This is a genomic window from Gluconobacter frateurii (assembly GCF_002723955.1).
GTDB classification, from domain to species: Bacteria; Pseudomonadota; Alphaproteobacteria; order Acetobacterales; family Acetobacteraceae; genus Gluconobacter; species Gluconobacter frateurii.
The window spans coordinates 128029-140647 of the sequence record NZ_BEWN01000002.1; the positions used below are offsets into that span (position 1 = coordinate 128029).

Sequence of the window (12619 nt, forward strand, 5' to 3'; positions counted from 1 at the left end):
TCCCCGGCGGCGTAAGAAGGACGGACGTTATAAGATAACATTTTCCTTCTGGCTATCCTCGGGAAGGTTGTCTGAGATAAAGTTCGGTGGCTGCCGCAATAACCTTGCGCTGATAGGCCATATTCAGAGGAAGCGTTCGGGAATGATAATCGCCGATCGCCCGCAGCAGATTGCCGTGCTCGTTGTCCAGCGCCGTGCGTAAGATCATGGCAGCAGCCGCAACATTGAAGCAGGGTTCCAGAGCAAGCCGGGTCGCGACCTGCGCTGGAGTTTGATGGGTCATGGACGCAATCGGCAGGACCCATCGCGAATTGATCTGCATGAGACCAATATCAACAGATCCATCCGTATTCTGGCTAACCTTTCCCATCACACCCCCTTCAACCCGCTGAATAGCCGGCAGGACACGGGGAGGAAGGCGGTAATGCATAGCGGATGCCAGCATGCAGGCCAGAAAAGCAGCAGCCATGAAATCCAGTTCTCTCTCTTGCAGGAGCCCCGACCCTAGCATCCCCTTACCCAAGGTGCCATCCTGAAGGGAGACGTCAAAGAACGAGACCTTCTGGAATGAGTGACCTGGACACTTCCGCAACACTGACACTGGATGCGCTGGGCATCTCCTACCAACGCCGCATCTACGAGTATGATCCGTCAGCCGGCAAGCTGGGCGTGGCCGCAGCAGCCGCTCTCGGCCTGGCACCCGATCATGTTCTGAAAACCCTGATGGTGCAGATAGACGGGCGCCCCGCCTGCGTTGTTCTCCCCGCGGACCGGGAACTGGACTTCGTACGGGTGGCGACGGCTTTCGGAGGACGAAAAGCCAAGATGCTGTCCCGACCGGATGCGGAGCAACGAACAGGTTACAAGATCGGAGGGGTCAGCCCGTTCGGTCAGCGCAGCGCTGTGCCCACCGCATTTGAGCAAAGCGGGATGGATGGACCGCCGGTTGTCATTAATGGGGGCGACCGTGGCCTGCTTCTTGAGCTTGCCCCCCAGGATGCTTTGCTGGCCACAAATGGCATGATTGCTGATCTGGTGCGCCCGATAGGCTCATAATTTCGGACAGACCTTCATCCTGTTGAAGGTCTGTCCAAACTCGACTGTCTTTCAGTAGGTGTTTTCCGGACTCACTGTGTGAAACCCGTAGGTTTTGTATTCAGTCCGAACGGTATTATTTTCTACATGGACGATCATGTAGCCCTCTGGCGTGCCGAGATGTAATCCATGCCACCAGTTTCCGCTGACAGCACCACCTGTAATGAACTGAATACCGTTATGTTCGACCTGCTCAAGAACATGGGTATGCCCTTGAAAAACAGCCAACACATTATGCCCTGCAAGCAGAGCCAGAATTTCGCGCGTATTAACGGTGCTGAGAGCCTGATGTTTAAAAAGTGACGGGCTCTCATCAGCGTAGGTATAAAACGCTGTCACCATGGGAATATGTGTGGAGATAATGATGGGCGCTCCGGCCGGCACCGTCTGAAGATAAGACTTCAGCCAGTTGACCTGACGTGCATCAAAACGCCCTTCGTAGTCACGATCCGGCGTGATGGTTACAGAGTCCAGAACGATGAAGTGAACGCCTTTATGCTCAAAAGCATAATAGGTTTCACCAAACGCTTTCCGGAAAAAATTCTTACCAAATTCAGCATTCTGCGTTGAAGCACCACTTTTGGTATACACGCCGAAACAGTCATGGTTACCGACTGTATGGTAAACCTTCTTGCCAAGTTCCTGCTCGGTCATGTCATACAGATCAAGGAGCTTATGAGCGCGAGGAAGCGAGACTTCCATTGCATCATAAATATGGTCTCCTCCCTGCAAAACGAAATCCGCCTTTTCCCGTGATGCCGCACGAAATGCCATCTTGCAGCCCTTCATGGCATCCAGTTCAGGCTGAAGGTGAGTGTCCGTTATGAACAGGAACGAAAACGGTTCCTGTGTGGTCGCAGACAGAGTTTGTGCTGAAACACCCTTGATCAAAGTAGAGGACAGAAGCGCGCCACCTGCGCCCAGAATACCGCGACGTGAAAGTGATGACATGAGACTTTCCTTTCGGAAATGATGTGCAGAAAACAGATCAGAAGAAGTGTTTGCTCAGGGTGAAAAACACCTGCCGTGGCGCACCCGTCTGGAGAGTCTGGTAAGTCCCACCCGGGTCACTATTCTTGAAACCTGTGGTTCCAATGCTTGAGATATATCCCTTGTCGAACAGGTTCACGACGTTGACCTGAGCTTCCAGCCCTTTGAGAATTCCCGGACGATTAAAACGATATCCGGCGGACAGATTAAACAGAACACGTCCCGGAAGCGGAGAGTCATTCAGATAAGTGTAAAAACGACGGCTCATATACTGCCCACCAAACTGACCCCAGATCGTCCCGTCATCATAAGCCAGCTTGAAATTTCCAATATTGCGCGGTGCGGCAACAACCTGCTTGCCTGCAATCCGCAAAATGGATCCGTCTGAATTCACGATATTATCGTTGTAATGCGCATCGTTATAGGACCACGCACCGTAGAGAGACCAGTTCCGGAAAAAGCGCCAGGTCGCTGCAGCTTCAACACCACGGGACGTTACACTTCCGACATTTTCCAGAACGTTCTGATTCCCAACAATTACCGAACTCAGGGATGACGCAAGAAGCCTGTTTTCAAAATCAACGTAATACCCCGTCAGAGAAGCCTGCACGCTGTCATTATGAAAGCGATAACCAAGCTCTTCCGTATTGGTTGTTTCCGGTTTCAGCTTGTTATGAATATAGGCAAAGCCTGCCTGCGTTGTCGAAAACGGGCCGGTTGAAGCAGATGCCGTAAAGGCCGACATATTCCGCGAAAAATCAGCGAAAACTTCATGATGCTTGTTGAAACGATACAGAACACCAACCTGAGGAAGGAACCCGTTGGAGGCTGAAATCGAGGCGTTGATGGGATTGGAACTTTGCGCTGTCGCTACAGAACTATTCGAGACCAGCGACTTGAAGCCAGCATTAATGCGCAGTTTCGGCGTAATTGACCAGCTGTCTTCCAAGTGAAACTGATAAACATGCGTGCGGAATGTGTACTGCCATTGCACCGCAAATGGGTTCTCGTAGAAGCGCTGGAAATTTGAAGGCGTTACACCTTCCTGAAGTGGATAAAGTTTTGCGGCCTGACTGAAAAGATTGTTTTCAAACCAGAATCCAGCTTCGATCTTGTGATGCCACCGCTGATACGCAAGGCTGGTCAGCACGCCTTCGCGCTGCATACGATATTCCGTTGTTGAAACGGATAGAGGTGATCCACCCAGATTGGCAGGTGTTGGGTCATACGGATCAGACCATGTTCCCGGCCCGCGATCGTAATGACCGTAAACTGTGGTAGATCCGGTCAGATGCGGAATCAGGTGATAATCGAACTTTTCATAACCCACCATATCCTGCCGCACGCCACCACCGCGGTAATAAGTGTCGTCCGGAGATGTGTACGGAGAAGGTAGCGTTTCCCCCGCCTGATAAGCACGGGCGATCTGTTCCGCAAGCTTGTAATTGTTGCTGATATCGTCGTGATTATAGCCGAATTTCTTGATCAGACTGGTTGAGAGATCCAGATAATCATCTTCTCGCCGGTCATCAAAATCGAGATACGTTGTGGCTTTTACAGCGTCGCCCAAAGGCTGGATATATTTGAAATTAAGCTGCTGCTGCTTCTGCTGTCCCCACCCTTTCCACTTATCCGCATACTGATAATCGTAACTGGCATAGAACTTGCCGCCACCTGGTAGAATTCCGCTGTTAAGGCGAACAAAGCCACGCCACGTATTTGAGCTTCCAACTGTTCCGGAAACATCCAGTCCATAATGATCTGTTGGATCAATAGATGAAAACTGGATTGTGCCACCGAGATTGCTGGTTGAGGCCGTTCCAAGCCCACCTGTTCCCTGAGCAAGGGTTACAGGCCCATTGTTTTCTGTCTCCAGTGCACGCCCAATGGCCAGACCATTATTGTTACGGTACTGCATATTTCCAAGTGGAATCCCGTCCAGTGTGTAGCCAAGCTGGTCGGTGAAAAACCCGCGAATGGTAATCTGCTGTGCCCATTCATAAGCACCAAGGGGATCTGACGACTGAAAGTTCACGCCGGGAAGTTCTGACAGTGTGGCCAAAGGGGATGTGCCTGGAGCCGCCTTATGAAGTTCAGTGCGGGAGAGAGTCTGAACCTGTCTGGACTGCCCTGCCCCCAGAACAACCATGGCCTCTTCCCTTACGGGACTGGCTTTTTCAACCGCAGGACGTGGCACTTTTCTGGGAAAAGAACCGCCAGATTTAACAGTGATCGCGCCGCTACTGGCATCGCGGGATACAATCAATCCACTATTCTGCGTCAGGCGCTGTAGGGCCTCATCAAACGTATATTTTCCGTTCAGTGCAGGCGCTGTTCGAGAGCCCATTGCAGTTTCTGAGAAGAGAATATCCTGATGACTAATCCGGGAAAGTTCAGCCAGAGAGGCTGCAAGTGACTGTGAACCAAGGTGGAGATCCAGCGCAGGAAGAGTGGCTGAAAAAGATTGTTCCGGAAGGCTTGCGAAAAAAGTCGCGGCCAGCATGGCATGCCGGAAGGATGTTCTGAGGCGAAACATGAGCGGGTCTCCGAAGCATAAAGCCGCAATAGGTGTCTGCTTCGTTGACGAATGGGATGCGCGTGCCCTCAGTGGAAAATGATCGTTGTCATTAAAGCTTAACGATCTCGATGGTCTGACCAAATGTCGCGCGAACAGGCAGGAAATTTTCCAGCAGGCGCGCAAAGGTCTCGTTCTGCCCGAAATGATAGAAACCGGAGATGCGCAGGTTCGCAGCGGATGCTGAAATCTCCAGTTTGCGCCGTGCATACCGGTTCATTTCATCGGCGGCTTCACTTAAGGGCGTATTCCGGAAGGACAGTCGGCCGCTCCGCCAGGCTAAAATATCATCCAGGGACGGACGATCAATGAGCAGACGATTATCTGGCAAAATCGTCGCCCGCTCTCCTTCCACGAGAGCCTGGACTCCGCCCATGGCGGGATGTGCGAGAGCTGCTCTCCCTTTCAGCACTGTTATTGAACTTTTCAGCGAAGATTTAGAAAAATTAAAATTTCCGGACGATAACGAAATCTTCCACTGATCTATCTCTACTGTGTTTCGATTTCCCATAAGACGGGAAGTGATTTCAGCCTGCCCGTATAATAGATCCAGGATGTTGTTCTGTTCTCTGGCAGCGACAGAACTGTCACTATCAAGCAAAATAGTCAGTGCGCGTGAAATCGTGAATTTCTTCTGCTGACCTGTCCCGGTCACGCGTATTGTCGCCTCTGCCGGGTTCGGGAGAACCGCAAGGGAACCAACGGCCAGAGCAACGGCACCAGTAATAATTTTTCGGCGGCTTAAATTAGAGGGAATAACGTCAGATGCTGATTGCCCTGAAGACACCCTTGAAGCTCCAGAGGCCTGCCATATCGTAGAAACAAGGTCATAGGCCTGAGCCTGGGCAGAGCTTTTATGATACCAGATCTTAAAATTCTGACGTTCCTGATCCGAGCAGTCTGGAGCATGAAGACGTGCGAACCACTCGGCTGCCGTATCGTGAAGGGAGGACATAAACCTTAATCCAGAAGTCTTTTGGTCAGGAAAGCCAGAGCCTTGCTGATATGTTTTTCTACATTGCTAACTGAGCAACCGAAGCGTTTTGCAATCTGGGCATAAGAAAGATCTTCAACCCGGTGAAGCAGAAATATTTCCCGGGTTCGGACATCAAGATCTCTTATGGCTTCTTCCAGTATGTCCAGACGCTGACGCGACATAACCGTTTCAACAGGCGTGGGACCATTACACGGAAATTCTTTTATATCCTCGTCTTCAATGAAAGACAGCGGGCCATTCCGCTCTCGGCGGCCTGTATCATGGGCCGTATTCTGAGCCGTTCTGACAAGATAAGCCTCCACATTCCGGATATTGGACGGTTTGAGCTCCAGCAGCTTGAGAAAAGCGGACTGAAGCAGATCCTCCGAATCCCTGCGCCCTGTCCGTCGCTGAATCCTTATTGAAAGGAGCGACCAGCATGACTGGGATTTAACCCATTCAGTCATCGTGTTTCACGAAGAGAAAAATCGAAGGAGCAGTCCCTGAATATGAAAAACACAGGTATCTCTTCCGTTTGTGGATCAATAGCCTGCCTGCTAATGCAACAGAGTGTATTTTTGAACGGAATTCGTTCTGTTTCTTAAAACCTTCACAGATCGCCATATCATCGATGAACACCAAATCGTTCTATCGTGATGAGGATCTGCTTTCGTGAAATAGAGTGCAGACCTATGCATTGTTTTTTGAATAAGGCTGGAAGCCTGAAAGTTTGTACCCGAAACACTTGCCCTAAAATGTTAGGACAAAACGATCCGAATGACCATCTGCGCTATTGAAGCGAATGGCTGCGGTATCTTGCACTGAACGTGCAGTTAATTATTTCAGGAAAAAATTAAGGAAACTGGTGGAGCCAATCGGGATCGAACCGACGACCTCTTGAATGCCATTCAAGCGCTCTCCCAACTGAGCTATGGCCCCACTGTTTCATCTACGGCTTCGTTGGGGCGAAGCCGGATGTGGGCGGTATATAAGGATGTTTTTCTGCTGACAAGCCAAAAAAGCACTTTTTAGGTCAGAAGTGCATTCTCTACTCTCAAGGCCTCCAGAAGAGGAAGGCGTTGTAACCCGAGAACAGCATCATGATCGCCGCAAATGCTCGAGAACAGCTGAACTCCAGGTCCTTCCAGCCGATAAGCTCCTACACATCCAAGAAGTGTCTCTCCTTCGCGCTCGAGATAGGCCTCCAGAAACATATCCGAAAACAGTCGCATGGTCAGTTCCGGGACAGCCAGATTACCCCAGATCTTTCGGGTCCCACGATAAAGCACCACCGCCGTCTGAAGACGGTGCGTGCGCCCCCTAAGTCTTTTGAGATGGTTTCGGGCCTCTTCCAGAGTCTTTGGCTTTGCAAAGGCCTCCCCATCGAGATCAAGGATTTGGTCTGCCGCGATAATCAGATCCGTTTCTTTTCCCGATGCCGCCGACCTGACTGCTTTGGCTTCTGCCAGTGTCAACGCAGTCTCACCCAATGATTTTCCCTCTGCCTCACACGTCTGTCTCAGACTTTCCTCATCTATATCGACAGGACGAAGTTGAATCGTCAGACCGCTTTCCTCCAGAAGTACTCGCCGGGCAAACGATCCGCTCGCGAGAATCAATGAAGTACTCAGTGTGGTCATAAGATGCGACTCCAAACTATCGACGGCATGTGTCTGTGCGAGTACTGCGTATGACCCGGTGAAAAGATTGTGTCAGTACTGGGGTACATGGGGACAGTACTCGGAGTCCCCGAATGAGGTACCGAGTACCGTGGATTGTTGGGTACACCCTTCGAAACTGGGGGTTGTACACAGGGGGTCTGTGAGTAAAACGGGATAGAATCCTGAGCCCCTTGCATCGCTGCGGTTTTCGGAGTTGTACACAGTGTGAGTAAGACGGGGTACATTTTTAGAAAGCCGGGTACCCCAGTATCCACAGGGATCATCCTATCCTCCAGGATTTCTTTCTTTTTTCTTTCATGGTTAGTGAGCGGCATGAATTCGGAAAACGCACCCCTCTCCCCGTCCCCCAAACCGCTGCTCAGAGCGCTCAAAGGTGAAGCTGTCTGGCCACCGCCAGTCTGGCTTATGCGACAGGCTGGCCGGTATCTTCCCGAATTCCGAGCCATGCGGGACAAAGCTGATTTTCTCACCCGCTGCATGACACCCGACATGGCGGAAGAACTGACGATTCAGCCCATTCGCCGCTACGGAATGGATGGGGCCATCCTGTTTTCCGACATTCTGATTCTGCCTTGGGCGATGGGCCAATCTCTTGAATTCATTGAAGGTCGAGGACCAGTTCTCGGAGCGATTCGGTCTGCGGCGGACCTGGACCGGCTGGACCCGAGACGCGTACTGGACGCCACTGCTCCCGTTCGGGAGACCTTGTCCCGACTGAGTAAATCCCTTCCCGATGTCACGACTTTGCTAGGTTTTGCTGGCAGCCCTTTCACGGTGGCGTGCTACATGGTCGAGGGCGGTGGATCGCGCGATTTCGCGACGACCCGGCGGATGATGCAGACCGAACCTGCTCTTTTTGATCGGCTGATTGAAACTCTTACAGTCAGTACCGCAGACATGCTCTGTGGGCAGATCGAGGCAGGCGCAGAAGCCGTAATGCTGTTTGATTCCTGGGCGGGAATTCTGCCTCCGTCGGCTTTTAGGCGCTATGTTATCGAACCAACCCGACAGATCGTGCGTCATATCCGGGAGAAGCATCCCGGGACGCCAATTATCGGCTTCCCGCGTTTGGGAGGAATCATGGTTCGGGAATATGCAGAAAAGACAGGCGTGAATACGCTGGCTCTGGATACGGTGGCAGATCCCGCCCAGATTGCAGAGCTGGTACCAGACATCACTCTGCAGGGTAATTTGGATCCAATGGTGCTTTTTTCCGGCGGAGACACCATGGTACGTGAAGCACAGGCCATCCGGGATGCTCTGAAGGGTCGACCTCATGTATTCAATCTGGGACACGGAGTCATGCAGCACACGCCTCCTGAAAATGTTGGAGCTCTGGTGGAAGCCGTGAGGGCCGTATGACGACAGCGCTGGATGCAGATGGTCAGTTGAAACTGGTCATTTTTGATTGTGATGGTGTGCTGGTGGACAGCGAGCGGGCGTCCTGCCGGGCGACCGCTGAGTTCGCCCGTTCCCTCGGATTGGATCTCTCAGACGAAGACGCGCACGATCGTTTTGCAGGTAAGGCATTGCCACAGGTTGTTGAAGAACTGGAGGGCGAACTGGGGCGCTCACTTCCAGAAAATACGGCACTCGAAATGCGGGATAATCTTGTACGCCTTATGAAAAAAATGGCAGAACCTGTAGAGGGGGCGCCGGAAATGCTACATGGAATCCGGGCTTTGGGAATGCCGTTTCGTGTTGGTTCCAACTCGTCTGTGACAGAGATGGATGCTAAATTTGAACGTACAGGAATGACACATTTTTTCCCGGAAAACCGCGTTCATTCAGCTAATGATATGAACGAGCCCAAACCTTCTCCGGAAGTCTATCTGTACGCCGCGAAGACAGAAGGTGTTCTGCCAGAAAACTGTGTCGTGATTGAGGATAGTGATACAGGCGCAGAGGCTGCTCGCCGGGCTGGAATGAGCTGTGTGTTACTTCGTTCGGAAAATCTTCCTAACCCCTCATTCTGGCCTGCTCCCGGTTTTGTGAGGATCAACCACCTGTCTCAGTTGGTGCCAGTGCTCCAGCAGGCGCTGGAGAGGCAGAAACAGGCATGATGGATTTTGTTGCCACCCATCTGACCTGGTTTCTGTCGCTGCATATCATGGCGTTTACCGCGTGGATGGCCGGAACGTTCTATTTGCCTCGTCTGTATGTGTACCATACGCAGACAATTCCCGGTACAGCCGAAAGCGAACGTTTCAAGATCATGGAGCGTAAACTTCTTCGGCAAATCATGACGCCCGCCATGATTGTCACCGTCCTTGCCGGAGGCTTGATGGCATCCGTACCGGGATTAGTAGACTGGAACAGTGCCTGGTGGTGGATAAAACTGCTGTGCGTAGTAGGTCTTATGGGATTTCATGGTGCGTGCAGTAAGTGGAGAAAATTATTCCTTGAAGATAAAAATAATCATTCAGAAAAATTCTACAGAATATCTAATGAAGTCCCAACAATTTTAATGATTATTATCGTTATAATGATTGTTGTCAGGCCTTGATTTCGAAATTTTATATTATACTCTGGAAAACTAGAAGTTTTACTTTTTGTGGCCCGGTTTGGGTTAATGCGGGCTGAGTGATATGGTTTTTCTCGCTTAGGTGTTACCATAAGCGAACTTATACCGTGTTGGTCATTTTGAAGTGGATCTAGGCAAATGACGGCTTTTCCAACCGTAGCAATAGTGCTCTTTGTGAAAAATGAGTTTTCTGACATTGCTGGATGGATTGCCTGGCATAGAGCCCTTGGTGTCAAAACCTTTTTCATCTTTGACGATCATTCATCGGATGGGACATGGGCGATTATCCAGTCCGCGGCTGCAGTTTGCGATATCAGAGCAATGCGGACCGATCCTTTGGCAGAGCCGGATTTCTATCTGAGGCAGCGAAACAGCTTCATGGCCGCTGCCGAAATGGCAAAGGGTCAGTATGACTGGATTGGTTTTCTCGACGGCGATGAATATGTCTATCTAAAACATCAGGATAGTCTCCCGGAGTTCTTCTCAAAATTCGAACACGCTGACGCCGTAGCGCTGTCATGGCGGATTTATGGAAGCTCCGGCCGTGTAGTTCGCCCAAAGGTAACTACAGTCGAAGCGTTTACCCAGCATTCGACCCCTGAACTGGGGGACAATCGTCTCATCAAGAGCTTTGTCCGTCCAGAGAAACTGGGTAACACTTATCACAATCCACACTGGTATGACATCCCGGTAGACCGGTATGTCCGACCTGATGGGCGGCCGGTCAACGGGCAGGATGCAAATCAGGAAATTGACTGGAATGATGCATTTGTCATGCATTATATTTGCCGGAGCATGGAGCACTACATCCAGCGTATTAAAAGGCGCCTGAATGCAGATCTGAGTGACTCTGTCGTGTACTGGCAGCACTTTGACCAAAATGCTGTGGGAGATCTAGAACCCCTGCGTTTGATGCCAAAGGTTCATCGTTTACTTCATGATATTTACAGAGTTATGATTGACCGTGCGATCATGACCTTAAGAAATACGTGGGATAAAATTGATGTAAGCAAATTCGGAACTGCGAATTTGGAAAAAAAACCAGATGTTTATCAGTTGAGATCATACTTTGGGACAACTCTTTATTTTCTTCGTCAGGAAAATAGAGTTGTTCATTCAACCCCGGAAAATGCTCAACGTTATGATATGCTTTCTGTGTATGGAGCAATTCACGAAAAAACCCCTCATGTAATTACCTTTTTCTATATCGAAGATGGTGAAATAGGTAATCGTCGCTCTCTCCCGCTGCAGTATGATAACCGCTTGTCTTCAGAATTAGTGTATAATTTGCGAGCGTTCGACGGTAATCGGTTTGCTGCCTATAACCCGACGACCAATTTACACATTGTCTTTATTCCCAACCCGGATGCCGGACAACCGCAAGGTGTCGAGCAAGTTGCAGCAGAGCGTCGCGAAGCGGGAGAATGGGAGATGTTTTCTCTAGAGAAAGTGGATGATATTTACTACCCAGAGAATCTAGCACCGCTTCCTTTTATCCCGGGAAATAATACTACGATTGATGAAATTCTGATGTGGCTTGTTGATGCTCCTGTAGCGCCGAGAGCAGAAGAATTTCTTAGAGTTCTGGCGTCCATCCCAGCGTCCGTGCGTGAACAAGTTGTTCAGCGTGTTCCAGGCCTTCTCTGGACATTTGTCTGAATGAACAGGAAAGGTATGACATCATTCTCAAATTTTACGAGTAATGATGAAGTACCTTTCGAATTATCTTTTCTGAAAAGTAAGTCTTTTTACTTCAGAAAATATTATGAAGGTTACACTTGGAATGCGTTATCTTGTTACCGGCGGCGCAGGATTTGTCGGTAGTCATGTAGTGCTTGCTCTTCTGGATCAGGGGCATGAAGTTTGTGTTTTGGATAACCTCAGCACTGGGCATCGTGCCGCTGTTCCTGAAGGCGTTACCTTCCATCATGTAGATCTAATCGACTATCAAGCTACGAAAAATGTTGTCAGTCAGGGAAGGTGGGATGCAGTTCTGCACTTTGCAGCTATCTCTCTGGTTGGCGATAGCATGCAGGCACCTTTTCATTATCTGAGGCAGAATTATCTGACAGGTCTGAACATCGTGCAGGCCTGTTCTGAAGCGGGTGTCAGAAAATTTGGCTTTTCTTCTACTGCGGCCTTGTTTGGTGGCCCAGAACGCCCTGATCCAATAGGGGAAACGGCAGAAATCCAGCCTGGATCGCCGTATGGAGAGAGCAAATTTCTCATTGAGCGAATATTGCAGTGGGCAGATTCAGCCTACGGCCTAAAAAGTGCCTGTCTGCGGTATTTCAACGCTGCCGGCTCAGATGTTGCGGGCCGAGCCGGAGAAGATCATCGCCCTGAAACGCATCTTGTTCCTTTGGCAATTGATGCCGCTCTTGGGCGACGGCCTGCTCTTAAAATATTCGGAACAGATTATCCCACCCGAGATGGATCCTGCATCAGAGATTATGTTCATGTAGCAGATGTTGCAGAGGCCCATATTTGTGCGCTTGAACAGATCGAAACGCGAAGTGTGGCCTATAACATCGGGAATGGTCGCGGATACTCTAATTTTGAAATCATTCAAAGTGTCGAGCGTGTCAGCGGGTGCAAAGTGCCTTGGAAGGCTGCTCCACGTAGACAAGGTGACCCCGCAGTCCTCATTGCAGACTCAACAACCATTCAGCGTGAAACTGGATGGGCCCCCAAATTCGAAAAGTTGGATCAGATCGTTGAAAGCGCTTTTCGCTGGCGTAAAGCGCATCCCAATGGCTATGGGGACTGAAAGCCGG

At 50.3% G+C, this 12619-nt stretch carries 12 protein-coding genes, 1 tRNA gene and 1 pseudogene; 6 read left to right on the top strand and 8 right to left on the bottom strand.

Annotated features, from left to right (window positions below; translation table 11 throughout):
- Positions 1–52 precede the first annotated feature (52 nt).
- On the bottom strand, positions 53–469 hold the full coding sequence (locus tag GFR01_RS06040) for a lytic transglycosylase domain-containing protein (RefSeq protein WP_174694672.1): 417 nt from the start codon (positions 467–469) through the stop codon (positions 53–55).
- A gap of 98 nt (positions 470–567) precedes the next feature.
- On the opposite strand from GFR01_RS06040, the gene GFR01_RS06045 reads away from it, so the two are divergent.
- Positions 568–1056: a YbaK/EbsC family protein gene (locus GFR01_RS06045; protein ID WP_099181713.1), complete on the top strand. Its 489-nt coding sequence runs from the start codon at positions 568–570 to the stop codon at positions 1054–1056.
- A 51-nt stretch (positions 1057–1107) separates the two neighbouring features.
- Here GFR01_RS06045 and GFR01_RS06050 read toward each other — a convergent pair whose 3' ends face one another.
- From GFR01_RS06050 to GFR01_RS06075, 7 genes and pseudogenes are all read right to left on the bottom strand, one after another.
- On the bottom strand, positions 1108–2046 hold the full coding sequence (locus GFR01_RS06050) for a metallophosphoesterase family protein (protein ID WP_099181714.1): 939 nt from the start codon (positions 2044–2046) through the stop codon (positions 1108–1110).
- A gap of 37 nt (positions 2047–2083) precedes the next feature.
- Entirely contained in the window at positions 2084–4621 is a 2538-nt protein-coding gene (locus GFR01_RS06055) for a TonB-dependent receptor domain-containing protein (RefSeq protein ID WP_099181715.1), read from the bottom strand.
- Positions 4622–4712: 91 nt separating this feature from the next.
- Positions 4713–5036 (bottom strand): FecR family protein, encoded by a 324-nt coding sequence (locus GFR01_RS15930; RefSeq protein WP_244902187.1) that lies wholly within the window; start codon positions 5034–5036, stop codon positions 4713–4715.
- A 453-nt stretch (positions 5037–5489) separates the two neighbouring features.
- A pseudogene (locus tag GFR01_RS16110) lies at positions 5490–5615 on the bottom strand (FecR/PupR family sigma factor regulator); the annotation flags it as partial.
- Between the two features lie 5 nt (positions 5616–5620).
- Positions 5621–6103: an RNA polymerase sigma factor gene (locus GFR01_RS06065; protein ID WP_063905024.1), complete on the bottom strand. Its 483-nt coding sequence runs from the start codon at positions 6101–6103 to the stop codon at positions 5621–5623.
- 396 nt (positions 6104–6499) lie between these two features.
- Positions 6500–6575, bottom strand: a tRNA-Ala gene (locus tag GFR01_RS06070).
- Between the two features lie 89 nt (positions 6576–6664).
- On the bottom strand, positions 6665–7276 hold the full coding sequence (locus GFR01_RS06075; RefSeq protein WP_099181717.1) for a Maf family protein: 612 nt from the start codon (positions 7274–7276) through the stop codon (positions 6665–6667).
- A gap of 354 nt (positions 7277–7630) precedes the next feature.
- Between GFR01_RS06075 and hemE the strand changes: the two genes are divergently transcribed.
- The 5 genes from hemE to galE all read left to right on the top strand — a co-directional run bounded on the left by hemE (position 7631) and on the right by galE (position 12612).
- A complete protein-coding gene (hemE, locus tag GFR01_RS06080; RefSeq protein ID WP_167384222.1) occupies positions 7631–8680 on the top strand; it encodes a uroporphyrinogen decarboxylase in 1050 nt (349 codons plus the stop codon).
- Entirely contained in the window at positions 8677–9381 is a 705-nt protein-coding gene (locus GFR01_RS06085; RefSeq protein ID WP_063905027.1) for an HAD family hydrolase, read from the top strand. Before hemE ends, GFR01_RS06085 begins: the two co-directional genes overlap by 4 nt.
- Entirely contained in the window at positions 9378–9824 is a 447-nt protein-coding gene (gene hemJ, locus GFR01_RS06090) for a protoporphyrinogen oxidase HemJ (protein ID WP_099181719.1), read from the top strand. Before GFR01_RS06085 ends, hemJ begins: the two co-directional genes overlap by 4 nt.
- A 156-nt stretch (positions 9825–9980) precedes the next feature.
- Positions 9981–11501 (top strand): glycosyltransferase family 2 protein, encoded by a 1521-nt coding sequence (locus GFR01_RS06095; protein ID WP_099181720.1) that lies wholly within the window; start codon positions 9981–9983, stop codon positions 11499–11501.
- Positions 11502–11625: 124 nt separating this feature from the next.
- Positions 11626–12612, top strand: a complete 987-nt coding sequence (gene galE, locus GFR01_RS06100; RefSeq protein WP_063905129.1) for a UDP-glucose 4-epimerase GalE — start codon at positions 11626–11628, stop codon at positions 12610–12612.
- Positions 12613–12619: the final 7 nt, after the last annotated feature.